This window comes from Sphingomonas chungangi (assembly GCF_013778325.1).
In the GTDB taxonomy this organism is placed as follows: Bacteria; Pseudomonadota; Alphaproteobacteria; order Sphingomonadales; family Sphingomonadaceae; genus Solisphingomonas; species Solisphingomonas chungangi.
The window spans coordinates 169,796-193,860 of the sequence record NZ_JACEIB010000025.1 but is presented as its reverse complement, the minus strand read 5'-3'; the positions used below and the strand labels follow the sequence as shown (position 1 = coordinate 193,860).

Here is a 24,065-nt window from a genome sequence, read left to right as displayed (position 1 = left end):
ATGCGCCTCCTGTTTCAGGCGGCCTCTTCGAGCTGCTCCCCGGCCGCCGCCGCCAGCAGCCTCCGCTCGAGCGCCTTCAGTCGTTGCGCCGCCGTCAGCTTATCACCGGTCAGGTCGGTGAGATAGAAGGTGTCGACGGCACGCTCGCCATAGGTGGCGACGTGGCTCGAATGGATCGTCACCTTGGACTGGAACAGCGCATGCGCCAGCGCGTGGAGCAAGGCCGGCCGGTCGCGCGCGTTCACCTCGATCACGGTGAAGCGGTTGGAGGCCTTGTTGTCGATCAATACATTGGGTTCGATGTCGAACGCGTCGGCCCGCGTCCGGGGCGCCGGCTTGGCGGCCAGGCGATCGGCCAGCCTGTTGCGGTTGGCGAGCGCGTCCTCGATGGCGATGCGCAGGCGGGTGAGGCGATCGGGATCGTCGAACGGGCGGCCGAACGGATCCTGCACCAGGAAATTGTCGATGCCCATGCCGTCGCGCGTGGTGTGGATGCGCGCATCGATGATATTGCCGCCGGCGACGTGGATGGCGCCGGCGATGCGGTAGAAGAGACCGGGATGGTCGGCGGCATAGACCGTCACCAGCGTTGCTTCGCGGTCCTCGTCCGGGCTGGTGGAAATCAGCAGCGATTTGCCCGCCGCGTCCGCATCGGCGATCGCACGGGCGTTGGCGAGCAGCGTATCGGAGCCCTCGCCGACCCAATAGCTGTCCGGCATGCGCCTGGCATAAGCGGAGAAGCGTTCGGCATCCCAGCCGAGCCCAACAGCGAGGTTTTCCTGCTTTTCCTCGATCCGCTCCATCCGGCCCTTCTGCTTGTGGCCGCGCCGCAGCACCTCCTCGGCGGCATGGTAGAGGTCGCCGAGCAGCTGGCGTTTCCAGCCGTTCCATACGCCCGGCCCAACCGCGCGGATGTCCACCACCGTCAGCGACAGCAGCAGGCGCAGGCGCTCGGGCGATTGCACCACCTCCGCGAAATCGAGGATCGTCTTGAAGTCGGCGAGGTCGCGCTTGAAGGCGGTGTGCGACATCAGCAGGTGATAGCGCACGAGCCACGCCACCATCTCGGTTTCGGCGGGGGTGAGGCCGAGCCGCGGGCAGATCTTGTGCGCCACCTCCGCGCCCAGTTCCGAATGATCGCCGCCTCGCCCCTTGGCGATGTCGTGGAGCAGCACCGCGACGTAGAGCGCCCGGCGCATCACGATCTGACCCATCAGTTTGTGGACCAGCGGATGATCGGTGGCGAGATCGCCATGCTCGATGCGGCTGAGCAGGTCGATCGCATGGATGGTATGCTCGTCCACCGTGAAATGGTGGTACATGTCGAACTGCATCTGTGCGACGACCCGGCCGAAGTCCGGCATGAACCGGCCGAACACGCCCGCCTCGTTCATCCAGCGCAGCACCATTCCCGGGGTGCGCGGGGAGGTCAGCACCTCCAAAAACAGGGCATTCGCGCGGGGATCGCTGCGTACACCGTCGACCAGCTTGGCGTCGCGTGAGGCCTGGCGCATGGTTTGCGGGTGGATCTCCATCCCGTGCCGGTCGGCTAGCGTGAATATCTCGATCAGCCGTACCGGATCTTCAGCGAAGAAGCCGTCTTCGGGCGTCGAGAGCCGGCCGCGATCGATCACGAAGCCGTCGAGATTGCGAGGCTTCCGGCGCACGCCCAGCGACGGCATACCGAAGCGGCGGCCCTTCTGCGCGAACGTCTCGTCGAGATGCGCGAGGAACACGCCGGTCAATGATCCCACCATCTTCGCGGTGAGGAAATAATGCTGCATGAAGCGCTCGACCGGCGACCGGCCGGGGCGCTCGTTGTAGCGCATCCGCGCCGCGACATCGCGCTGCAGGTCGAAGGTCAGCCGGTCCTCGGCGCGGTTGGCGATGACGTGCATGTGGCAGCGCACCGCCCACAGGAAATTCTCGGCGCGCTGGAACTGCTTCAGTTCGCCCGTCGTCAGCAGCCCGGCATCGACCAGTTCGGGCACCGACCGCACGTTGAGCACATACTTGCCGATCCAGAACAGGGTGTGGAGGTCGCGCAGGCCGCCCTTGCCTTCCTTGACGTTCGGCTCGACGACGTAGCGGCTGTCGCCCATCCGCCGGTGCCGCTCGTCGCGCTCGGCGAGCTTCTCGGTAACGAAGGCGCGCTCCGTGCCATGGCGCACATCGATCTCGAAGCGACGCGCCGCGTCATCATAAAGCGCCTCGTCGCCCCAGATGAAGCGACCCTCCAGCAAGGCGGTGCGGATGGTGAGGTCGCTCTTGGCCATGCGCACCATCTCGTCCACCGAGCGGCTGCTGTGACCGACCTTCAGGCCGAGATCCCACAGCATGTAGAGGATCGTCTCGATGACCCGCTCGGCCCAGGCGGTCTGCTTCCATGGCGTCAGGAATGCGATGTCGACGTCCGAGTAGAGCGCCATCTCGGCGCGTCCGTAGCCGCCGACCGCCATCAGCGTCAGCCGCTCGCCGGCGGTGCGGTTGGTGCGCGGGATCAGCCGCTCGGTGGCGAGATCGAAGACGAGGCGGAGAATCTGGTCGGTCAGAAACGCATAGCTCGCGGCGATCTCGTGCCCGCGTGCGGGATGTTCGGCAAGGCGGCCGCCGATCTCGGCGCGGCCCGCTTCCAGCGCCTGCTTGAGCAGCACCGTCGCCTCGCGCTTGAGCGCAGCGGCTTCGTCGGGAAGTTCCGCCAGCTGGTCGGCAAGCCGTCGCCGATCGATGATCGCGCGGCGGTTGGGCAGGCTGTCTAGGCGGGCAGTCGGCATGCCACCCATGTAGCGCAGCCGCCGTTAAGCGCCAGTGCCGCCTAGCAGGCCCTTCAACCGATAGATCGCCTCCAGCGCATCGCGGGGCGAGAGCGAGTCGGCGTCGATCTGGCCAAGCGCCTCGCGGAGCGGGTCGGGCGCTTCCGCCTCGCGCTCGGTGGCGGCGGCGAAGAGGGGGAGGTCGTCGAGCCCGGCCGCAATGCCACCGGTCTTCTCGCGGCCCTTCTCCAGCCGCGCGAGCACGTCCTTGGCGCGGGCGAGCACCGGCTTTGGGAGCCCCGCAAGGCGTGCCACGGCGAGACCGTAGCTCTTGTCGGCCGCCCCCGACGCCAGTTCATGGAGCAGGACGAGATCGCCTTTCCACTCCTTGGCGCGGACGTGGTGGAGGCTGAGCGCTTCGAGCCGCCCGGCCAGACGTGTCAGTTCGTGATAATGGGTGGCAAACAGGCAGCGGCAGCGGTTGGTCTCGTGGATCGCCTCCAGCACCGCCCAGGCGATGGCGAGGCCGTCATAGGTGGAGGTGCCGCGCCCCACCTCGTCGAGGATCACGAAGCTGCGCTCGCTGGCTTGCGAGAGGATCGCAGCGGTCTCGATCATCTCGACCATGAAGGTCGAGCGCCCGCGCGCCAGATTGTCCGAGGCGCCGACGCGGCTGAACAGGCGATCCACGAGGCCGAGCGTGGCGGAGGCGGCGGGCACGAAGCTCCCGGCCTGCGCAAGCACCGCGATCAGTGCGTTCTGGCGCAGGAAGGTCGACTTGCCGCCCATGTTGGGGCCGGTGACGAGCCACAGGCGCGCATTCTCCGACAACCGGCAGTCGTTGGCGACGAAGCGCTCGCCCGAGGCCGTGACGGCGGCCTCGACGACGGGGTGGCGCCCGCCCTCGATCTCGAAACAGGCGTGCGGGACGACTTCCGGGCGGCACCAGCCGCCTTCGATCGCGCGTTCCGCCAAGGCGGCGGCGACGTCGAGCCGGGCGAGCGCGTCGGCGGTGGCGGCGATCGGATCGCGCTGGCCCAGCGCCAGGTCGATCAGCTCTTCCAGATGCGCCTGCTCGGCGGCGAGCGCGTGGTTGCCGGCCTGCGCCACCTTCATCGCCAGATCGTGCAGCTCGGGCGCGTTGAAGCGGACGACGCCGGCCAGCGTCTGGCGATGAATGAAGCCACTGTCTGGCCGCATCAGCGGGTCGGCGAACCTGGCGCCGACCTCGATATGATAGCCGAGCACGCCGTTATGACGGATCTTGAGGCCGGAGATGCTGGTCTGCTCGCGGAAGCGCGCCTCCAGCACGGCAATGGCGCGGCGGCCGTCTCCGGCCAGGCTGCGCAGCTCGTCGAGCGCTGCGTCGAACCCTTCCCCGATGAAGCCGCCGTCCGAGGCGTCGATCGGTGGTGTCTGGACGAGGGCGCGGCTCAGCTTGTCGACCAGGGCGCCATGGCCGCGCAGTCGGGGCATCAACTGCGTCAGGAGGGCAGGGGGGCCGTCCAGCTGGCCGAGCATTTCATGCAGGTCGCGCGCGCCGGCAAGACCATCGCGCAACTGACCGAGGTCGCGCGGACTACCGCGCCCCGCCACCAGCCGGCCCAGGGCGCGGCCGATGTCGGGCAGGGCGCGCAGCCTGCCGCGCAGGCGATCGCGGCAAGTGCCGTCCTCGGCAAAGCGGCCGACGAGGTTGAGCCGCGCCTCGATCGCCTGCGCCTCGTTGAGCGGTGCGGAGATATCCGCCGCCAGCAGCCGCGCGCCCGCGCCCGTCACGGTGCGGTCCACCGCGTCGAGCAGGCTGCCCTTGCGCTCGCCGGACTGGGTACGGGCGAGTTCGAGGCTTTCGCGTGTCGCCGCGTCGATCGCCATGTGATCCTCAGGCGTCCGCGGCGTCGGCGGCTGGAGGAACAGGCTCCCGCCCTGCGAAGTCCGGTCGAGATAGGCAAGCAGCCCGCCCGCCGCCGCCAGCGCCGCCTTGTCGAACGTGCCGAAGCCGTCGAGCGTCGCCACGCCGAAGCGCGCCTTCAAAAGCCGCTCGCCTTCGCCGCTCTGGAAGCTGCCGCGTGAGGCAATGACGGCATCGGCCGGGCCTTCCGACCCCTCCGCGATCACCACCTCGGATGGCCCCAGCCGCGCCAACTCCGCATCGAGGCTGGCGGACGGCACCGACGCCAGCTCGAAGCGCCCGGTCGAGATGTCCGCCGCCGCCAGCCCGACGCGCGCGCCCTGTTCGGCCAGCGCCACCAGCCAGTTGGCGCTGCGCGAATCCAGCAGCGACTCCTCGGTCAGCGTGCCGGCGGTGACGAGGCGGATGATCTTGCGCGCGACCAGCGCCTTGGAGCCGCCGCGCTTCTTGGCCTGCTCGGGCGTCTCGACCTGCTCGGCGACGGCGACACGGTGCCCTGCCCTGATCAGCCGCGCCAGATAGGCGTCGGCCGCGTGCACCGGCACGCCGCACATCGGCGCCCCGTCGCCGCGTGAGGTGAGGGCGATATCGAGCGTCGCGGCGGCGACGTGAGCATCCTCGAAGAACAGTTCGAAGAAGTCGCCCATCCGGTAGAAGAGCAGGCAGTCGGGCGCCTCGGCCTTGAGGCCGTGATATTGCGCCATCATCGGGGTCTGGGCGCCGGCGGCGGGCCCGCTCATTCCGCTCATCGCTTGTTCTGCTACCGGCTTTGTCTTGCTCCCGCCACCGTCATGCCCCATGGGCCTCGCAAAAGTTGTGGAGAAGAGAATGGCCGATCGGCTGCAGTTTTCCGAGCGCGAGGCGCTGGACTTTCATAGCCACGGTCGGCCCGGCAAGATCGAGATCATCGCGTCCAAGCCGATGGCCACGCAGCGCGATCTCGCGCTCGCTTATTCGCCGGGCGTCGCGATCCCGGTGAAGGCGATCGCCGCCGATCCTTCCACCGCCTACGACTATACCGCCAAGGGCAATCTCGTCGCCGTCATCTCCAACGGTACCGCGATTCTCGGCCTCGGCAATCTGGGCGCCTTGGCGTCGAAGCCGGTGATGGAAGGCAAGGCGGTGCTGTTCAAGCGCTTCGCCGACGTCGATTCGATAGATCTCGAGCTCGCGACCGAGGATGTCGATCGCTTCATCGACGCGGTCGAGCTGATGGAGCCGAGCTTCGGCGGCATCAACCTGGAGGACATCAAGGCTCCCGAATGCTTCGTGATCGAGCAGACCCTGCGCGAGCGGATGAACATCCCGGTCTTCCACGACGACCAGCACGGCACCGCGATCATTTCCGCCGCCGGCCTGATCAATGCCTGCTACCTGACGGGCCGCGAGCTCAAGGACGTCCGGATCGTCGTCAACGGCGCCGGCGCGGCCTCGATCAGCTGCACGGAGCTCGCCAAGGCGCTGGGCGTGCGCGACGTCATCCTCTGCGATTCCAAGGGCGTGATCTACGAAGGCCGCACCGAGGGCATGAACCAGTGGAAGTCCGCGCATGCCGCCAAGACTGACGCGCGCACCCTGGCCGAGGCGATCAAGGGCGCGGACGTCTTCTACGGCCTGTCGGTGGCGGGCGCGCTCACCCGGGAGATGGTGAAGTCGATGGCGCCCAAGCCGATCATCTTCGCCATGGCCAATCCGGACCCCGAGATCCTGCCGGAAGATGCTTTGGCCGCTGCGCCCGACGCGATCATCGCCACCGGCCGGTCGGACTATCCGAACCAGGTCAACAACGTGCTGGGCTTCCCCTTCATCTTCCGCGGCGCGCTCGACGTTCGCGCGACGACGATCAACGAGGAGATGAAGCTCGCCGCTGCGCACGCGCTGGCCGCGCTCGCCCGTCAGCAGGTGCACGAGGATGTCGCGGCGGCCTATGGCGTCGCCCACAAGTTCGGGCCGGACTACATCATTCCCGCACCGTTTGATCCGCGCCTGATCGAGACGATCCCGCCCGCCGTCGCACAGGCGGCGATGGACACCGGCGTCGCGCAGAAGCCGATCGAGGACATGGACGCCTATCGCGAGCGCATGCGCGAGCGGCTCAACCCGACGACGGCGGTGCTGGCCTCGGCCTACGAGCAGGCGCGGGCCCGCCCCAAGCGCGTGCTGTTCGCAGAGGGCGAGGAAGAGGTGGTGCTGCGCGCCGCGATCGCGTTCAAGGAGGGCGGCTACGGTATTCCCGTGCTGGTCGGCGTGGACGACACCAAGGATCTGCTGGCGAAGCTCGGCGCCGATCCGGCGGGATTCGAGCTGCACAACGCCCGCCATTCGCCGCTCGTCCCCAAGATGGTGGAGATTCTGTACGACAAGCTCAAGCGCAAGGGCTTCATGCGCCGCGACGTCGAACGGATGGTCAATCGCGATCGCAATGTCTTCGGCGCGCTGCTGGTTGCACTAGGCGAGGCCGACGTCATGGTGACCGGCGTCACTCGCCCGTTCCGCTCCTCGCTGATCGAGGTGATGCGGGTGGTCGATTCGGCGCCCGGCCACACGCCCTTCGGCATCCACCTGATGGTGGGGCGCAACCATTCGGTGTTCCTGGCCGACACCACGGTCAACGAGCGCCCCAGTGCCGAGCAACTCGCCGACATCGCCCAACAGACTGCGGCGGTGGCGCGCCGCATGGGGCAGGAGCCGCGCGTGGCGTTCCTGTCCTACTCCACCTTCGGCAATCCGCCGGGCAAGTGGCTCGACAATGTCCGCGCGGCCGTGGCCGAGCTCGACAAGCGTGGGGTGGAATTCGAATATGAGGGCGAGATGGCGGCGGACGTCGCTCTCAATCCCGCGCACAAGAAGAATTATCCGTTCAGCCGCCTGTCCGGCCCGGCCAACGTGCTGGTGATGCCGGGGCTGCAGTCCGCCAACATCTCGGCCAAGCTGCTGCGCGAGCTGGGCGGCGAGCGGATGATCGGGCCGATGCTGATCAACATGGAGCATTCGGTGCAGATCGCGGCGATGACCTCGTCGGCCGGCGACCTGATGACGCTGGCGGTTCTGGCCGCGGCGGGCATCGCGCGCTAAGGCTGCCCGACAGGGTCGGGCGTATCCGTGGGGACGGACGCGCCGCCGGCCGGTGAGGGGGTGTCATGGCGTATCTGGACGAGGACGACGCGCGCCAGGGGAATCCGGCGTTCGTCCTGGTGTTCGGGGTGATTGCGGCGATCGCGCTGCCGCTGGCGGCGGGAAGGGGACTGGTCGGCGCATCGTTCGCCGATGCCGCCAGCGCCGGCAAGCTCGCGGGCGGCATGTTCGCCAATGTCCTGATCATCTGCATAGGTGTCTATTTTCTCGGGCTGAGGCGATGCCCGCGGGCATGGTGCAAGCCGGCGCTCGCCATCGTCGGCACGGTGGCCGCCTTCTTCACGTTGGTCGGTGTCGGCGCGGCGAACTATGCCGTGCAGCAGGATCTCGTGCGGTCGCTCAGCCAGACTCGCACCGTGCTGGGCGGTGATCGCAGCAATCTCGAGCCGGGCACCGACGCCGGGCCGCTGACGCGGATGAACGCGGCGTCGCTCAACGCTATCCTCGCCCAATCGCGTGCCTTCGACGCCGATGCGGAAGCAGCTGGGCTCAAGCAAATCCTGATGCTCGACATCCCCGGCCGGGGCAGCCCGGTGCTCAAGCATTGCGACGCCTTCCGCGCGCTGGGCGACGAGGCGCGGACGGACAGCCGGATGATCGATCGCGCCTTCGGACCAGGCGTGGCGATCGGTCGCGCCGCCGAGGAGAAGGGCGAATTACCCGCCGGCACGACCAACGACTGGATTCGGGGTTCGAAGATGACCGAGCCCCTCGCCGTCCGCAAATGGACGCTCTCGGCCGATATCGCCGATCACGCCCGGTCGGTCTGCGCGACGCTGTCATCCCGGCCCTGGTTGCGGCAGGATGCCCGGGTGATGTTCGTCCACGCTGCCGATAGCATTGCCGTGAACCGCTCGCTCCAGCAGGTTCAGGCCGATTTCGCCGAGATCAACGCCATCGATGCCCGCAGCGCGAAGGACCTGAGCGGCGCCATTCAGTCGGCTCAGGCTCGAATGACGCGGATGTCGCAATAATCCATCGAGGAGACGGGGCGACTCAGGCCGTCGCCGTCTCCCTGGCGAAGGGATAGTCGGTATAGCCTTCCGGTCCCTGCGTGTAGAGCGTCGCCACATCGGGCGAGGCCAGCGGCAGGCCTCCGGAGATGCGGTCGACCAGATCCGGATTGGCGATATAGGGCCGGCCGAAGGCGATCGCATCGGCAAGGCCGCTCGCCACGGTGCGTTCGGCGCTTTCCGGCGTGAAATCCGAATTCAGGATCAGCGGACCATTGAACACCTGCCGGATGGCGGGCGCGATCGGCGGCACCTCGTTGGGGCGGAAGCTGCTGTCGCCCTGCGGCTCGCGCATTTCCAGGAAGGCAATGCCGATCTCCGAGAGCCGCGCGGCGGCAGCGGTGAACAGCGCTTGCGGATTGCTGTCATTGGCGCCCTGCACATCGCCATTGGGTGAAAGGCGCACGCCCGTCCGGTCGGCGCCGATCACGTCCGCGACCGCGCGCGTCACCTCGTCCAGCAGGCGGATGCGGTTGTCGATCGATCCGCCATAGGCATCCTCGCGGAAGTTCGAATTGTCGCGCAGGAACTGGTCGATCAGATAGCCATTGGCCGCGTGGAGCTGAACGCCGTCGAAACCCGCCTTGATGGCGTTGGCGGCGGCGCGACGATAGTCATCGATCAGCCTCGGTATTTCGGCGAGCGCCAGCGGGCGCGCCTCCTCATAATCCTGCTTGCCGCCGTAGGTGTGCGCCTGACCCGGTGCGGTCGTGGCGGAGGAGGAGACCGGTTGCTGTCCCGTCACGCTCGAATGGACGATGCGGCCCATATGCCAGAGCTGCGCGACGATGCGGCCGCCGGCCGCGTGTATCGCGTCGGTTACCGGTTTCCAGGCCTCGACCTGTTCGTCGCCCCACAGGCCGGGCGCATAGGGCCAACCGAGCCCTTCACGGCTGATACCGGTCGCTTCGCTGATGATCAGACCGGCGGACGCGCGCTGGGCATAATGGTCGGCCATTAGCGGCGTCGGCACATGCTCGTGCGTGCCGCGGCCGCGGGTGAGCGGCGCCATGAAGATGCGGTTCGGCGCGGCGATCGCGCCGAGCTGTACGGGATCGAAAAGTGTCGGCATGGATTCGTTTCCCTTTGCAACGGGACAAGCCGTCGGACGCCGGTATATGGGGCGCGATGACCGACCGTCCAGCCTCTCCGCTCATGGCCCAGCCCATCTTCGAGGAAGAAATCCTACCGCCCGGTACAGAAGTGATTGCGCCGGCCCGCAGCGATGCCTTCGCGTTCGTGGCGCTGCTCACCGGCAGCACGGCATTGGCGATCGGGCCGTGGTTCGTGCGGATGGCGGATGTCGGCCCGATCGCTTCGGGATTCTGGCGGCTGGCGCTGGCCATCCCCTTCCTGTTCCTGATCGTGCGGGCATCGAAGCAGCGCTTCGGGCGGCAGGATGCGAAGCTGTGGGCGATGCTCGCGATCGCCGGCCTCTTCTTCGCGGTTGATCTGGCTCTGTGGCACGAGGGGATCCTGCGCACCAAGCTCGCCAATGCGACGCTGTTCGGCAACGTCTCCAGCTTCTTCTTCGCAGGCTATGGCTTCATCCTTGCCCGGCGCCTGCCGAACCGGATGCAGGCGTGCGCGCTGGTCCTCGCGATCGTAGGCATCGCGCTGCTTCTCGGCCGCTCCTACGAGTTGTCGCGGGCTCATCTGGTCGGCGACCTTCTCTCGATCGGGGCCGGGCTCGCCTACGTCGTCTACATGATCGCGATCGAGCGGGCGCGAACCCGGCTTGATACCTGGCCGGTGCTGGCGATCGCGACGGTGGTGGGCGCGATCTGTCTGTTGCCGACGGCGGAGGCGCTCGATGGGTCGGTGCTGCCGCACGACTGGACGCCTCTGCTGTGCCTCGCGATCGGCAGCCAGGTGATCGGGCAGGGGCTGGTGGTGTTCGCGATGGGCCGGCTCTCGCCGGTGGTGGTGGGGATCGCCTTGCTGTCGCAGCCCCTGGTCTCCGCGATTGTCGGCTGGGTGGCCTATGGCGAGCGGATGACCGGGCCCGACATCGCCGGCGCGCTGGCGCTCGCCGCCGCGCTGGTGCTGATCCGCGGGCGGGACTAAGGACAGGGGCATGGCCGCGATAACGCTTCCCACCGATCCGACTCTCGACGAGATGCGCCTCGCGCTCGGCGCCGAAATCCCCGCGCATGCCGTGTTCGACGGCTGGAGCGACGCGGCGCTGGAGATGGCGGCGCAGGCGCTCGGGCTCGATCCGGCCCATGCGAAGCTCGCCTTTCTGAACGGCGCGGTGGACATGATCGATGCCTGGTATGCCAGCCTCGACGCGCGGCTCGCACTCGATTTTCCGCCCGACCGCATCGCCGCGATGAAGTTTCGCGAGCGGATATCGGCGCTGGTGCTGGCGCGGATCGCCCTGGTGCGCGCCCACAAGCAGGCGGTACGCAGCGCGCTCGCCATCCTGGCCCGGCCGCGGAATCTCGGGAAGGCGGCGAAGTTCGGCTGGCGCACGGCGGATGCCCTGTGGCGAATCGCCGGCGACACCGCGACCGACTTCAACCACTACACCAAGCGCATGACGCTTTCGGCGGTCTATGGGTCGACACTGCTGGCGTGGCTCGACGACGAGAGCGAAGGGGAGGCGGACACCAGGGCCTTTCTCGCCCGCCGCATCGACAACGTCATGCAGTTCGAGAAGCTGAAGACTCAATTCACGCCGCATCCGGACCGCCATTTCAGCGTATCGCGCTTTCTCGGCCGGCTGCGCTACCCGGCCGCGTGAGATCGATGCTGGCGCGGCGCCGGCGATAATGATAATGCCTCGCAGATTGCTGTTGGACATCTGCCCGTGCGCCTCGATCAACTGCCGCTGAAATGCCCCGCCAAAGTCGCCGCCGTCGCCTGGGATGACCTGGCCGAAACCGCCGCGCGGCGCCTGCGCGAACTGGGGCTGGACGAGGGTGTGACGGTGGAGGCGCTGCATGTCGCGCCGTTCGGCAAGGATCCGATCGCCTGCCGCGTCGGCCGCATGACGGTGGCGCTGCGCCGCGCCCAGGCCCACTGCATCACGGTAGAAATGGCGGCATGAATCCGGCGCCGATGGTGGCGCTGGTCGGCAATCCCAATGCCGGCAAGAGCGCGCTGTTCAATGCGCTGACCGGCGCGCGCCAGAAGGTCGGCAATTATCCCGGCGTCACCGTGGAGCGGAAGGCGGGCCGGATGAGCCTGCCCGATGGCCGCCCGATCGAGCTGATCGACCTGCCCGGCACCTATTCGCTGGAACCCGCCTCGCCCGACGAGCAGGTGACCCGCGACGTCCTGTTCGGCAAGCAGGACGGCGAGCGTCTTCCGCAGGCGATCCTCTGCGTGGTCGACGCGACCAATCTCGACAACCACCTACGCTTCACGCTGCAGCTGATCGCGCTGGGCCTGCCCGTGGTGGTGGCGCTCAACATGGTCGACATGGCCGAGCGCGACGGGCTGAAGATCGACGCGGCGAAGCTGTCGAAGGAACTCGGCGTGCCGGTGATCCCGACGGTGGCGGTGCGCAAGCGCGGTGTCGACGATCTCAAGGCGGCGATGGACGTGCTGGTCGGCGACGGATCGGCCCGCAAGATCGCCGCCGGCCCGGGCTTCCACCACGAGGATCTCGTCGTCCTCCAGCGCCGCGCCCGAGCCATCGCGCTCGCCGCGACCACCGAGGAGCATGGCGCGCGAAAGGTCAGCCACCGGATCGATTCGATCGCGCTGCACCCGATCGCCGGGCCGATCCTACTGTTCGGGCTGATGTTTGTCGTGTTCCAGGCGGTGTTCGCCTGGGCGCAGCCGCCGATGGATGCGATCACCGCCGGTTTCGACTGGCTGGGCCATTGGGTGGAGACGAACTTCCCCAACGGCTTCGTCCGCAACCTGCTCGCCGAAGGCGTGATCAAGGGCACGGGTGCGGTCGTCACCTTCCTGCCGCAGATCCTTATCCTGTTCTTCTTCATCCTGCTGCTGGAGGCGACCGGCTACATGGTCCGCGCCGCCTTCATCATGGACCGGCTGATGGCGCGCGTGGGGCTTTCGGGCCGCGCCTTCATCCCGCTCCTCTCCAGCTTCGCCTGCGCGGTGCCGGGCATCATGGCGACCCGCACGATCGACGATCCAAAGGACCGGCTCACCACCATCCTGATCGCGCCGCTGACGACCTGCTCGGCACGTCTGCCGGTCTATTCGATGATCATCACCGCCTGCATCCCGGACCGCCAGCTGGCGCCCTATGTGGGCCTGAGGGGCGTGGTGTTCTTCGGTCTGTTCGTGTTCGGTATCGTCAGTGCGCTGCTCGCCGCGCTGATCCTGCGCCGCACCGTGACCAAGGGGCCGAGCCAGGGCTTCATGATGGAGATGCCCAAATACCAGATGCCGAGCGTCCGCGACGTCGGGCTCGGCCTGTGGACGCGCGCGCTGATCTTCCTCAAGCGCGCCGGCACGATCATCCTCGCGTCCAACGTGATCCTGTGGGTGCTGGCCTCCTATCCGGTGGCGCCGGCAGGCCGGCTGCAGACCGAATATTCGATCGCCGGGCGGATCGCGTCGGCGATCGAGGTCGTGGTCAAGCCGATCGGCTTCAACCACCATATCGCGCTGGCCCTGCCCCCTGCGATGGCGGCGCGCGAGGTCGCGGTATCGGCGCTCGCCACCACCTATGCGATCGATGCGGGCGACGACACGGACGCGGCAAGCAGCGCCGTCGAGCCGAAGATCGCCAAGGACTGGTCACTGCCCACCGCGTTGGCTTTTCTGATGTGGTTCGTCTTCGCGCCGCAATGCTTATCCACAATCGCGGTGACCCGTCGGGAAACGAACGGGTGGAAATGGCCGGCGTTCATGGTTAGCTACCTCTTCGTGCTGGCCTACGTCGCGGCGGGAGCAACCTTCTGGATCGCGACCTGGGCCGGCCTCTAATTTCGGAGAGAGATCATGGCCGGCGTCAACAAAGTCATCCTCGTCGGCAATCTCGGGCAGGACCCGCAGTCGCGCAGTTTCCAGAACGGCGGCAAGGTGGTGAACCTGCGCATCGCCACCAGCGAGACCTGGAAGGACCGCAACACCGGCGAGCGCAAGGAAAAGACCGAGTGGCATTCGGTCGCCATCTTCAACGAGGGCCTCGCCAACACCGCCGAGCGCTATCTGAAGAAGGGCTCGAAGGTCTATATCGAGGGATCGCTGCAGACCCGGAAGTGGCAGGACCAGAACGGGCAGGAGCGCTATACCACCGAGATCGTGCTGCAGGGCTTCAATGGATCGATGGTGATGCTGGACGGCCCCGGTGGCGGCCAGGGCGGCGGTGGCGTCCGCTCGGGCAATGACGAATGGGGCGCACCGTCGGGGGGCGGCGATTTCGGCGGCGGCTCCAGCTTCGGTGGTGGCAGCCGTTCGGGCGGCAGTGGCGCCGCGCGCCCCGGCTCGGCCTTCGACAGCGATCTGGACGACGACGTCCCCTTCTGATCAGGCCGCCTTGCGCTCGGCGATCGCGAGATCGACGCGGCGCAGCACCTCCGCGATCGACGGCAGGTCCTCGACGACCGAGACGGGCGCACCCTTGCGCATGCGACGGCCGATGAGGGCGAAGCTGTCGGTGCGGGCGGCCATCTGCGTCTCCTGAAGCGATGACCGAATCGCTAGAGTCGGATGGTTAACGAAGCCCTGCGGGTCCCCACAAAGCTGTGGATTACTCCCCCTTCAACGCCTTGAGCGCGGCGAAGGGGCTCGATTCGATCCGGGCCTCCTCGGCCTCCTCCTCGCTCTTTACGCCGGCGGCGCGCAGGCGATCCTCGGCGTCGGCGACGCGTGGAAAAGGATCGAGCGCCAGGCTGAAGCCCTGCGCGACCGCCTCGCCGAGATCGATCGATCCGCCCTCGTAGCTCAGCACGTCGAGATCGGATTCGTCCAGCTCCACCTCGTCCTCGACCGTCTCGCCCTCGGGATCGAAGCGCAGCGAGAACGGTTCGTCGACGCGCGCCGGGATCGGGTCGCCGGTGGCGACGCAGCTTTGCACCGCGCGGCCCTTCAGGCGCCCCTCGGCCCACACCCGCTGTCCCTCGCGACGGATCGCCGCGTCGGCGTTCAGCGTCGCGATCGAGACCAGTCCGAAGCGTTCCGCCAGCGCGGCGCGTTCAACCTCGTTCGCCTCGATATGAACGGTGCGCGGCTCGCCGCCGATCGCGTCGAGGCGGTATGGTCGGCTGAATTCGGGGGCCTTGTTCATGCGATGTCCCCCGTCATCAGCGCCGAAAGGTCTCGCGTCTCCAGCCCGGCGGCGAAGACACGCAGCCGCGCCTCGACGTGCTCTGTCGCCGCGTCCGCGACCTGCGCACCGCGATGGATGTTGCGTGCGATCGCACCGGCGAGATCGCCGCGCTCGGCCAGCCCCTCGCGATAGGCGGTGAGCCGCCCGCCGACCTGGCTCATCATCCGGCCGATATGCTTGCCGACGACGAGATCGCCGATGCCGTGCTGGCGCAGCTGCCCGTCCATGTCGGTGACGAACAGCTCGGTCAGCCGCGCGGAGGACTCGCGCGCCGGCTCGCCCAGCGACTCCATGCGCAGCAGCACCAGCGACAGGATCGTCGAGACCATGTCGAAGCGCCCGTCGAGCGTGTCGGGCACCGCGCCCTCCACGTACCAGTGGGGCGCACGGGCCTCGCCCACCACCGCGTTGTAGAGCGGCACCAGTGCCCGCGTGTCGCGCCTCCCGCCGAGCAGCCGTTTGAAAAGCGTCGCCAACCTCTCGTCCCGTCCCTTTGCGCCAAGCCGCCTTGTGCGGCGCGTGTCCCCGGCATATTGAGCGGGTGGACGGCCGATGCAATGGCGCTCGGTGTTTCAGCCGGGACAGGGCGCCGGCGGCGTGAGGAGAAGTGAATGACGGCCAGCATGGGACGCGCCGGGATGGCCGCGGTGGCGGGTCTGGCGCTGGCGGCCGGACTGTCGGGCTGCGCGGAGGTGCGCGAGCATCAGGGCTATGTCGTCGATCGCTCGCTGGTCGCCTCGGTGGAGCCGGGCGTCGACACCCGCGATTCGGTCCAGGCGACACTGGGCGATCCGAGCTTCGCGAGCCAGTTCGATGACGGCACGTGGTATTATGTGTCGCGCTCGACCAAGCAATTCTCGTTCGGCCTGCCCAAGCCGGTGAGCCAGCTGACCCTCGCCGTGCATTTCGACAAGGCCGGCAACGTCACCAGCGTCGATCGCACCGGCCTCGAGCTGGCCGCCAACATCCACCCGGTCGCCGATAAGACGCCGACGCTCGGCCGCAAGCGCAGCCTGTTCCAGGAGCTGTTCGGCAATATCGGCGCGGTCGGCTCGGCCGGCATGAATGCGCCGACGGCTGACAACCCGACCGGCGGCGGTAGCGGCGTCTGATAGCCGGCCGGCTCGTGTGACGATCGCCGGCGTTCCCGACGAAGCGGCGCGCCTTGCGGCGCTGCGCGATCTTGGGCTGCTCGATACGGGGCCGGAGTCGGGCTTCGACGATCTGGTCGAGGTGGCGCGCGTTCTCGCCGGCACGCCGGTGGCGCTGGTCAGCCTGATCGATGCCGAGCGGCAGTGGTTCAAGGCGCGAGTCGGGCTGGACGCAGCCGAGACGCCCCGCTCCGTGGCCTTCTGCGACCACGCCATCCGCGGGCATGACGTACTGGTGGTGCCCGACGCGACCCGCGATCCGCGTTTCGCGAACAATCCACTGGTTACCGGCGATCCCTTCATCCGCTTCTACGCGGGCGCGCCGATCCGCACGCCGGAAGGTCATGCGATCGGCACCGTCTGCGTGATCGACACCGCCCCGCGCGATCGCTTCGATCAGGCGCCGGCACTGGCGGCGCTCGCTCGGCAGGCGGCCGCCCTGATCGAGTTCCGGCGCATGGCCCGGATCGACGCCGCCGTCCGCGCCGATGTGCTGCGCGATCACGACCGGCTGTGGACGCTGACCCACGACCTGATGCTGGTCTGCGACTTGGATGGTACGGTGATGTCCGCCAATCCGGCCTGGCAGGCGGTGTTCGGCCCGCTCTTCGCGCCGGGCGCAATGGAGATGCGGGATTTCCTCGTCGATCCCTCGGCGCGACCGCGCCTTCGCGAGATTCCCAATGGCGGCGCGGTGCCTTTCACCACGGACTATTACGGCGCCGATCGCGCGATCCGGTCCATCAGCTGGACGCTCCGTCGCGAGGGCGAGCTGATCTATGCGATCGGTCGCGACGATACCGCGCTGCGTATCGCCGAGGCCGATCTGCTGCAGGCGCAGAAGATGGAATCACTCGGCCAGCTGACCGGCGGCATCGCGCACGATTTCAACAATCTGCTGACGATCATCGTCGGCAATCTCGACATTGCCGGCCGCCGGCTGAAGACGGGCGACGTGCCACGTGTCGAACGCGCATTGGCGGAGGCGGGCGAGGGCGCCAACCGTGCCGCGACGCTGACCCAGCGGCTGCTCGCGTTCGCGCGACGGCAGCGGCTGGCGCCCCGCGCGGTCGATCTCGCCGGGTTGATTGCCGACATGCGGCCGCTGGTCGAGCACGCCGCGAGCGAGGCGATCGCGATCGAGATGTTCAGCGAGGCCGGGGTCTGGCCGGTCGAGATCGATGTCAACCAACTCGAGAATGCGATCCTCAACCTGGTGGTCAACGCACGAGACGCGATGGCGGGCGGCGACCTTGCGACGTTGCTGATCGGCCTCGGCAATCTCGTGGTCGATGCGGCGGAGGCCGGGCGACATGGCGTGCCCCCGGGCGATTTCGTGCGCCTTACGGTCGCGGACACGGGAACCGGCATGACCGAGGAGGTCCGAGCGCGCGCCTTCGAACCGTTCTTCACCACAAAAGGGGTGGGACGCGGCACCGGGCTGGGCCTGAGCCAGGTGCACGGCTTCGTCCGCCAGTCGGGCGGCTTCGTCACGATCGATACGCGGCCCGGCGAAGGCACTGGCGTCCACCTCTGGCTGCCCCGCACCGCGAGCGAGCCCGCGGGTGCCCCGCCGGTCCGCGAACCGGCGATCGAGGCGAACCCGCGTGCCGCCTGCGTGATGGTGGTGGAGGACAATGACGCGCTGCGCGAGCTGGTGGTAGAGACACTGCGCGATGCCGGCTACAAGGTGATCGAGGCGCATGACGGCCGCTCCGCGCTGACGCTGTTCGCGCGGCAGAGCCCGCCGCCCGACATCGTCGTTTCGGATGTCATGATGCCGCGGCTCGACGGCTTCGCGCTCGCGGACGAACTGCTGGCGCGTGCACCGGCTACACGGGTGCTGCTGATGAGCGGCTATGCCGGGGCGGATACTTCGGAGCGCGCCGGTCGCGAGCCGCTGCTGGTCAAGCCCTTCACGCCGGATGCCTTGCTGGAGCGGGTGCGGGCACTGCTGATCGTCTGATCAGCCGGCGAAGGCCTGCTGCAGCTCCATCATCCGGATCGCGGCCTTGGCGGCCTCGCCGCCCTTGTCCTTCTCGGTCGGGCGTGCCCGGGTGAGCGCCTGCGCCTCGTTCTCCGTGGTCAGGATGCCGTTGCCGATCGCTAGTCCGTCGAGCGTCAGCGCCATCAGCGCGCGCGCGCTCTCGCCTGCGACGATCTCGAAATGGTAGGTCTCGCCGCGGATCACCACGCCGATCGCGACGAAGGCGTCGTATTTGTCCGCCGCCAGCGCGATCGCGCCCGGCACTTCCAGCGCGCCGGGCACGGTGAGGGTTTCGTGGCTATGGCCCGCCGCCTCGATCGCACCGCGCGCGCCCTCCAGCAGCAAATCGTTCAGATGCTCGTAGAATCGGGCCTCGACGATGAGGATGTTGGCCATCAGAGTGCGCGCTCCTCGACGATGTTGAGGCCGTAGCCGTCCAGCGCGACCAGCGTGTGGTGCGAATTGGTCAGCAGCACCATGTCGTGGATGCCGAGTTCGGCGAGGATCTGCGCGCCAACGCCGTAGTCGCGCAGCTCGTTCATGTCGGGCAGTTTCTCGCCGCCTATCAGCCGGGTGATCTGCGACAGCTTCGCCCGTGCGTCGAGCAGGACGACCACACCCGCACCTTCGGCGGCAATCGCCTCCATGGCGCGGCCAAGCAGGCCGGAGCGACTGTTCGTCATTCCCAGCGCATCGGAGAACAGCCCGAGAGCGTGCATGCGCACCAGCGTCGGCTGGCCTGGATCGATCCGCCCCTTCACCAGCACCAGCGTCTCGGTGTCGATCGCCTTGTTGCGGAAGGTGATGGCGGTCCACTCGCCTCCCCATTCGCTCTCGAACTTCGCCTCGGCGACGCGCTCGACATTGTGGTCGTGGCGGCGGCGATAGGCGATCAGGTCCCGGATCGTGCCGATCTTCAGGCCATGGCGCTGCGCGAAGGCGACCAGATCGTCGAGGCGGGCCATCGTCCCGTCCTCCTTCATGATCTCGCAGATCACGCCCGAAGGATTAAGGCCGGCGAGGCGCGAGACGTCCACCGCCGCCTCGGTATGGCCGGCGCGGACCAGCACGCCGCCGGGCTTGGCGATCAGCGGGAAGACGTGGCCCGGCGTCACGATATGCTCGGGGCCCTTGGAGGCGTCGATCGCCACCGCCACCGTGCGTGCGCGATCGCCCGCCGAAATGCCCGTCGTCACGCCGTCGCGAGCCTCGATGGAGACGGTGAAGGCGGTCTCGTGCCGGGTGCCGTTGTTGCGGCTCATCAGATTGAGACCGAGCTGGTCGACCCTTTCCTTGCCGAGCGCGAGGCAGATCAGGCCCTTGCCGTGAGTCGCCATGAAGTTGATCGCCGCCGGCGTCGCCATCTGCGCGGGGATGACGAGATCGCCTTCGTTCTCCCGATCCTCGTCGTCGACGAGGATGAACATGCGGCCGTTGCGCGCTTCGTCGATGATCTCCTCGGTGGGGGAGAGAAAGGCGTGGCGGGCGGTGCGGAAAGGCGCGGTCATTTGCGGAGCTGCTCCATGCGGCCCAGGTAACGGGCGAGGATGTCGATCTCGAGGTTGAAGCGGCGGCCCGGCTCCAGCGCGTCGAGGGTGGTGAGCTGTTGGGTGTGCGGTATGATGTTGATGCCGAAGCGGCAGGCACCGCCTGCGACATCCTCGGCGCTGTTCACGGTGAGCGAGACGCCGTCCACCGTGATCGATCCCTTGGCGACCAGATAGGGGGCCAGGGAGGCCGGCGCCTCGACCACGATGCGGATCGAATCGCCGTCCGGCTCGGCCGAGACGAGCGTGCCGATGCCATCGACATGGCCGGTGACGATATGGCCGCCGAGCTCGTCGCCGACCTTGAGCGCGCGCTCGAGATTGAGGCGGGCGCCTTCCGCGAACAGGCCCGGCGCGGTGCGCGAGACGGTCTCGTGCGACACATCCACCGCGAACCAGCCTTTCTCGCCCGCCGGCGCCTTGTCGACCACCGTCAGGCAGGCACCCGAGCAGGCGATCGAGGCGCCGAGATCGACACCGCCCATATCGTAGCCGCTGTCGATGACTAGGCGGAGGTCACCGCGCTGTTCGATGCTGCGCACGGTGCCGATGTCGGTGATGATCCCTGTGAACATGGCGTTCCCCTAGCGCCGTCGCTCGTAGATTTCGAGTCGATCCGCACCGAGCGCGCGCGCGTCTGAGAGCAGCCATCGCCCGTGCGCTTCCGCGAGCGTGCCGAGACCGATATCGCCGATGCAGGCGCGGCCCTCGCCTATCAGGATCGGCGCGCGATAGAGCAGCAGACGATCGACCAGATCGGCGGCAAGGAAGGCGGAGGCGGCGCCGGCGCCGCCCTCGACGAGGAGATGGTCGGCGGTGAGGGCGGCGATGGCGTGTGGAGAGGCGAGCACCGGCCAACCACCTTCGTCACCGGCATGACGGGTGGAGAGGATGACGCGAGTGGGAGAGCGTCCTTCCAGTCCGGGCAGCCGCACGTCCAGCCTCGGCGCATCCGCTTCGAACGTGCCGCGCCCCACCAGAATCGCATCGGTCCGCGCCCGCTCCAGATGCGCATGCGCCCGCGCTTCCGGCCCGGTAATCCATTTGCTTTCGCCCGACGGCAGAGCGATCTTCCCGTCCAGCGATGTCGCGAGCTTCAGCGTCACGAGCGGGCGACCCAGCGCCTGACGCGTCAGGAAACCCGCCATCGCGCGCCACGCCAAATCGGCCGAGACGCCTTCCGTCACCACGATCCCCGTCGCGCGCAGCTTCGCGAAGCCCTTGCCGGCGGTGCGGGGATCGGGATCGGTCAGTGCAGCCACGACACGTGCCGGTTTCGCCGCGACCAGCAGGTCCGCGCAGGCCGGCCCGCGCGGGCTTTCATGCGCGCAGGGTTCCAGCGTGACGTAGACGGTTGCACCTCCGGCGGAGGCGCCGGCCTGCTTCAGCGCCATCGCCTCGGCATGGGGGCGACCTCCGGGCTGGGTCCAGCCGCGCCCGATCACGCAGCCGTCCCGCACGATCACGCAGCCGACATTGGGGTTGGGCGTCGTTCGCCCCCGGCCGCGCTCGGACAGCGCCGCCGCGACGGCCATCCAGCGGGCATCGTCCCCCCGTGAGGCCATCACAGCCAGCCGCTGGTCGCCTTCTGCATCTTCTGGAACTCGGCCTTGCGATAGGCTTCGACCTGTTCGCGCTCGATCCGGTCCTTCTTCTGGTCGGCGCGGATCTGGTCGTCGGTGCGGTTGGCGGGCCAGTTCTGCACGTAGATGATCTGCGGCTCGGCCTCGAACCGGCTGTCGTGCCAAAATGCGAAGATGATGAAGATCGTCATCGCCGCGGCGATGCCGGCGATCACATAGTCGGTGCGCGAGCGCGTGCGGACGAAGAAGCCGAGATCGCGGAAACCGTCGACGAAGCGTCGGGGCGAAGGCGGCTTGAACGGCGAGAAGGAGGAACGGGCCATCCGCGCAAGATAGGCCTATGCGAGCCCCGCCGCCAGCCGCAGCCGCGCAATGGCGCGATCCCGGCCGATCAGGGGAAGCAAAGCGGCCATTTCGGGGCCATGATCACGCCCCGTGAGCGCGAGACGGAGCGGCAGGAACAGCGCCTTGCCCTTGCGGCCGGTCGAGGCCTTGAGCACGCCGACAAGCCCGATCCAGGGGGCCTCGGCCCAGTCGAGCGAAGCGGCGGCAGTGGCGGCCTCCGCGCAGAAGGCCCTGTCCTCGGGCGCGAGATCGGGCGCGGTGATCGGCCCCTCGATCGCCACCAGCGCGGCCTGCGCATCCGCGACAGTGGCGAGGTTCGGCCGGATCGCCAGCCAGATCGTCTCATCGACGCCGCCGGGCAGGCGATCCTTCACCGCCGCATAGGGCAGCAGGTGTAGCGTCTTCGCGTTGAGCTGCTCCAGCTCCGTCGAATCGAACCGCGCCGGCGCCCGGCCCATGTGCGGGAAGGCGAAGCCGGGCAGCAGATCCTCCGGCGCGGCGATCGGCACCACCGGCTCGCTCGTCCCGATCCGCGCGAGCAGGCCGAGCAGCGCCTGCGGCTCGATGCCATCCGTCCGGATCGCTTCGACCCCGATCGCCCCCTCGCGCTTGGAGAGCTTGCCGTCGGCCCCGACGAGCAACGCCATGTGCGCGAAGTTCGGAATGTTCGCACCCAGCGCCTCGAACATCTGGATCTGCACGGCGGTGTTGGAGACGTGGTCTTCGCCGCGCACCACATGGCTGATCTTCATGTCGATGTCGTCGATCACGCTGGGCAGCAGATAGAGCCAGCTTCCGTCCGCGCGCCGCACGACGGGATCGGAGAGCGCCGCGCCCTCGAAATGCTGCGGCCCGCGGATCAGGTCGGTCCATTCGATCGGGGCGGCATCCAGCCTGAAGCGCCAGTGGGGGCGAATACCGTCCGCTTCCAGCTTCTGCCGCTCCTCGGCGCTCAACTTGAGCGCGGCACGGTCGTAGATCGGCGGCAGGCCGCGCCCGAGCGCCACCTTGCGCTTGATCGACAGCTCCTCCTCGCTTTCGTGGCAGGGATAGACCCGCCCGGCCGCGTGCAGCGTCTCGAACGCCGCCTCGTAGAGCGCGAAGCGATCGGACTGGCGCACCTCGCCTTCCGGCACCAGCCCCAGCCATTCCAGGTCGCGCCGGATCGCGACGACGTTCTCCTCGGTCGAGCGCGCGCGATCGGTGTCGTCGAGCCGCAGCAGGAAGCGTCCGCCCTCCGCACGCGCGGCCATCCAGCACACCAGGGCAGTGCGGATGTTGCCGACATGCAGCTTGCCGGTGGGCGAGGGCGCGAAGCGGGTGATGACCGTCATGGCATGCGCCTCTACCACTCTGTCATCATCCCGCAACTTGGCAGCGGGGCGTTGCATCGCTAAGGCGCGCGCGAACGCCCCGGCCGGGGGGCCTCGCGCGGGACGACCATCACATGAAGCTTCTGTCGGGCAATTCGAACCTGACGCTCGCCAAGGCGATCGCCGACTATCTCGACATGCCGCTCACCAAGGCGAGCGTGCGCCGCTTCGCCGACGAGGAGATCTTCGTCGAGATCCAGGAGAATGTGCGCGGCGAGGATGTCTTCGTCATCCAGTCCACCGGCTACCCCGCCAACGACAATCTGATGGAGCTGCTGATCTGCATCGATGCGCTGAAGCGCGCGTCGGCGCGGCGCATCACCGCGGTGATCCCCTATTTCGGCTATGCCCGGCAGGACCGGAAGCCCGGCCCGCGCACGCCGATCTCGGCCAAGCTGGTGGCGAACATGGTGACGGCGGCGGGCGCCGACCGCGTGCTGTCTGTCGATCTCCACGCCGGCCAGATCCAAGGCTTCTTCGATATCCCCACCGACAATCTTTTCGCGGCTCCCGTGATGTCGGCGGATCTGCTGGCGCGATTCTCGGGCCGCAACCTGATGGTCGTCTCGCCCGACGTCGGCGGCGTGGTGCGCGCCCGCGCGCTCTCCAAGCGGCTCGGCAACGCGCCGCTCGCGATCGTCGACAAGCGGCGCGAGAAGCCGGGCGAATCGGAGGTGATGAACATCATCGGCGATCCCGCCGGCCGCTTCTGCATCCTCGTCGACGACATCGTCGATTCGGCCGGCACGCTGTGCAACGCGGCCGCCGCGCTGCGCGAAGCGGGCGCCGAGGATGTCGTCGCCTATGTCAGCCACGGCGTGCTCTCGGGCGGTGCCGTCGCCCGCGTCGAGGGTTCGGTGCTGACCGAACTGGTCGTCACCGATTCGATCCTCGCCCCGCCGGCGGTGGCCGAGGCCAAGAAGATTCGCCAGCTGACGATCGCGCCCCTGCTCGCCGAGGCGATCAAGCGCATCGCCGACGAGAGCTCGGTCTCCTCGCTTTTCGACTGAAGC

General features: G+C 68.2%; 22 protein-coding genes. 10 read left to right on the top strand and 12 right to left on the bottom strand.

Annotated elements, in window-relative coordinates; translation table 11 throughout:
• Window positions 1–14 precede the first annotated feature (14 nt).
• Both HZF05_RS15245 and mutS read right to left on the bottom strand, forming a co-directional pair.
• The gene (locus tag HZF05_RS15245) at window positions 15–2,774 is read right to left on the bottom strand and encodes a [protein-PII] uridylyltransferase (protein WP_160365422.1); all 2,760 of its coding nucleotides are present in this window, start codon (window positions 2,772–2,774) and stop codon (window positions 15–17) included.
• 24 nt (window positions 2,775–2,798) lie between these two features.
• Entirely contained in the window at window positions 2,799–5,411 is a 2,613-nt protein-coding gene (mutS, locus tag HZF05_RS15240; RefSeq protein ID WP_425505625.1) for a DNA mismatch repair protein MutS, read from the bottom strand.
• A gap of 79 nt (window positions 5,412–5,490) precedes the next feature.
• Between mutS and HZF05_RS15235 the strand changes: the two genes are divergently transcribed.
• Complete coding sequence (locus tag HZF05_RS15235; protein ID WP_160365421.1) at window positions 5,491–7,737, top strand: NADP-dependent malic enzyme; 2,247 nt, start codon at window positions 5,491–5,493, stop codon at window positions 7,735–7,737.
• Window positions 7,738–7,802: 65 nt separating this feature from the next.
• Window positions 7,803–8,771, top strand: a complete 969-nt coding sequence (locus tag HZF05_RS15230) for a hypothetical protein (RefSeq protein WP_160365420.1) — start codon at window positions 7,803–7,805, stop codon at window positions 8,769–8,771.
• A 22-nt stretch (window positions 8,772–8,793) separates the two neighbouring features.
• On the opposite strand, the gene HZF05_RS15225 is transcribed toward HZF05_RS15230, so the two are convergent.
• A complete protein-coding gene (locus tag HZF05_RS15225; RefSeq protein WP_160365419.1) occupies window positions 8,794–9,882 on the bottom strand; it encodes an alkene reductase in 1,089 nt (362 codons plus the stop codon).
• Between the two features lie 56 nt (window positions 9,883–9,938).
• Here HZF05_RS15225 and HZF05_RS15220 point away from each other — a divergent pair, with 56 nt between their 5' ends.
• The 5 genes from HZF05_RS15220 (at window position 9,939) to ssb (ending at window position 14,264) form a co-directional block, all read left to right on the top strand.
• The gene (locus HZF05_RS15220; RefSeq protein ID WP_246332028.1) at window positions 9,939–10,877 is read left to right on the top strand and encodes a DMT family transporter; all 939 of its coding nucleotides are present in this window, start codon (window positions 9,939–9,941) and stop codon (window positions 10,875–10,877) included.
• 10 nt (window positions 10,878–10,887) lie between these two features.
• The gene (locus HZF05_RS15215; RefSeq protein ID WP_160365418.1) at window positions 10,888–11,556 is read left to right on the top strand and encodes a COQ9 family protein; all 669 of its coding nucleotides are present in this window, start codon (window positions 10,888–10,890) and stop codon (window positions 11,554–11,556) included.
• A gap of 66 nt (window positions 11,557–11,622) precedes the next feature.
• A complete protein-coding gene (locus tag HZF05_RS15210; protein WP_160365417.1) occupies window positions 11,623–11,862 on the top strand; it encodes a FeoA domain-containing protein in 240 nt (79 codons plus the stop codon).
• Window positions 11,859–13,721, top strand: a complete 1,863-nt coding sequence (feoB, locus tag HZF05_RS15205; protein ID WP_160365416.1) for a ferrous iron transporter B — start codon at window positions 11,859–11,861, stop codon at window positions 13,719–13,721. Before HZF05_RS15210 ends, feoB begins: the two co-directional genes overlap by 4 nt.
• Window positions 13,722–13,736: 15 nt before the next feature.
• Complete coding sequence (gene ssb, locus HZF05_RS15200) at window positions 13,737–14,264, top strand: single-stranded DNA-binding protein (protein WP_160365415.1); 528 nt, start codon at window positions 13,737–13,739, stop codon at window positions 14,262–14,264.
• Here ssb and HZF05_RS15195 read toward each other — a convergent pair whose 3' ends face one another.
• From HZF05_RS15195 to HZF05_RS15185, 3 genes are all read right to left on the bottom strand, one after another.
• Window positions 14,265–14,408 carry a hypothetical protein gene (locus HZF05_RS15195; protein ID WP_160365414.1) on the bottom strand — a complete coding sequence of 48 codons (144 nt, stop codon included), beginning with the start codon at window positions 14,406–14,408 and terminating at the stop codon, window positions 14,265–14,267. It lies immediately after the preceding gene.
• 79 nt (window positions 14,409–14,487) lie between these two features.
• On the bottom strand, window positions 14,488–15,024 hold the full coding sequence (locus HZF05_RS15190; RefSeq protein ID WP_160365413.1) for a YceD family protein: 537 nt from the start codon (window positions 15,022–15,024) through the stop codon (window positions 14,488–14,490).
• Entirely contained in the window at window positions 15,021–15,542 is a 522-nt protein-coding gene (locus tag HZF05_RS15185; protein WP_160365412.1) for a ubiquinol-cytochrome C chaperone family protein, read from the bottom strand. The genes HZF05_RS15190 and HZF05_RS15185 overlap by 4 nt, the downstream gene beginning before the upstream one ends.
• A 135-nt stretch (window positions 15,543–15,677) precedes the next feature.
• Between HZF05_RS15185 and HZF05_RS15180 the strand changes: the two genes are divergently transcribed.
• A complete protein-coding gene (locus tag HZF05_RS15180; RefSeq protein WP_160365411.1) occupies window positions 15,678–16,178 on the top strand; it encodes an outer membrane protein assembly factor BamE in 501 nt (166 codons plus the stop codon).
• A 16-nt stretch (window positions 16,179–16,194) separates the two neighbouring features.
• Complete coding sequence (locus HZF05_RS15175; RefSeq protein ID WP_160365410.1) at window positions 16,195–18,183, top strand: response regulator; 1,989 nt, start codon at window positions 16,195–16,197, stop codon at window positions 18,181–18,183.
• Here the strand turns inward: HZF05_RS15175 and ribH are convergent, their stop codons facing one another.
• Genes ribH through gltX form a run of 6 tightly spaced genes read right to left on the bottom strand, consistent with a single transcriptional unit; the run spans window position 18,184 to window position 23,013 of the window.
• Window positions 18,184–18,600 (bottom strand): 6,7-dimethyl-8-ribityllumazine synthase, encoded by a 417-nt coding sequence (gene ribH, locus HZF05_RS15170; protein ID WP_160365409.1) that lies wholly within the window; start codon window positions 18,598–18,600, stop codon window positions 18,184–18,186.
• A complete protein-coding gene (ribB, locus tag HZF05_RS15165; protein WP_160365408.1) occupies window positions 18,600–19,712 on the bottom strand; it encodes a 3,4-dihydroxy-2-butanone-4-phosphate synthase in 1,113 nt (370 codons plus the stop codon). Before ribB ends, ribH begins: the two co-directional genes overlap by 1 nt.
• The gene (locus HZF05_RS15160; protein ID WP_160365407.1) at window positions 19,709–20,326 is read right to left on the bottom strand and encodes a riboflavin synthase; all 618 of its coding nucleotides are present in this window, start codon (window positions 20,324–20,326) and stop codon (window positions 19,709–19,711) included. The genes ribB and HZF05_RS15160 overlap by 4 nt, the downstream gene beginning before the upstream one ends.
• 9 nt (window positions 20,327–20,335) lie before the next feature.
• Complete coding sequence (gene ribD, locus HZF05_RS15155; protein WP_160365516.1) at window positions 20,336–21,286, bottom strand: bifunctional diaminohydroxyphosphoribosylaminopyrimidine deaminase/5-amino-6-(5-phosphoribosylamino)uracil reductase RibD; 951 nt, start codon at window positions 21,284–21,286, stop codon at window positions 20,336–20,338.
• A 29-nt stretch (window positions 21,287–21,315) separates the two neighbouring features.
• Entirely contained in the window at window positions 21,316–21,657 is a 342-nt protein-coding gene (locus HZF05_RS15150) for a hypothetical protein (protein WP_160365406.1), read from the bottom strand.
• Window positions 21,658–21,672: 15 nt separating this feature from the next.
• Complete coding sequence (gene gltX / locus HZF05_RS15145; protein ID WP_160365405.1) at window positions 21,673–23,013, bottom strand: glutamate--tRNA ligase; 1,341 nt, start codon at window positions 23,011–23,013, stop codon at window positions 21,673–21,675.
• A gap of 113 nt (window positions 23,014–23,126) precedes the next feature.
• On the opposite strand from gltX, the gene HZF05_RS15140 reads away from it, so the two are divergent.
• On the top strand, window positions 23,127–24,062 hold the full coding sequence (locus tag HZF05_RS15140) for a ribose-phosphate pyrophosphokinase (RefSeq protein WP_160365404.1): 936 nt from the start codon (window positions 23,127–23,129) through the stop codon (window positions 24,060–24,062).
• Window positions 24,063–24,065 lie beyond the last annotated feature (3 nt).